Raw genomic sequence first — 246 nt, 5'->3', positions numbered from 1 at the left:
GGGTGGTTCAATGCTGCAAAATTCCTGACTGGTGCATCTGCCATGGGAAGCATTGCAATCCCAGCAATTCTGAGGCACGCTGGCCTAATTGAGACTGGAGCCATGTTCATCGAGTTCACGTCCTTCTTCATCCTTGTATGCACAGTGATGTGCTTCCATAGAGCTACGCTGGATGAAGATTGGTAAAAGGCTCGAGGCACATGGACACAAGAAGGTAAATCTGTTTCATGGTTTGCTTCTCAGCAC

The 246-nt window shown here is 48.4% G+C and carries 1 protein-coding gene; it reads left to right on the top strand.

Going from position 1 to position 246, the window contains the following annotated elements; translation table 11 throughout:
• Positions 1-186, top strand: a 186-nt coding sequence (locus L9G74_RS24560) for a Vps55 family protein (protein ID WP_238898929.1), incomplete at its 5' end; no start/stop codon positions are given.
• Positions 187-246: the final 60 nt, after the last annotated feature.

Origin of the sequence: Shewanella electrica, assembly GCF_022321485.1 — a bacterium.
Lineage (GTDB): Bacteria > Pseudomonadota > Gammaproteobacteria > Enterobacterales > Shewanellaceae > Shewanella > Shewanella electrica.
Note: the sequence above shows the minus strand (reverse complement) of the source record. Positions and strands in the feature narration are given on the sequence as shown.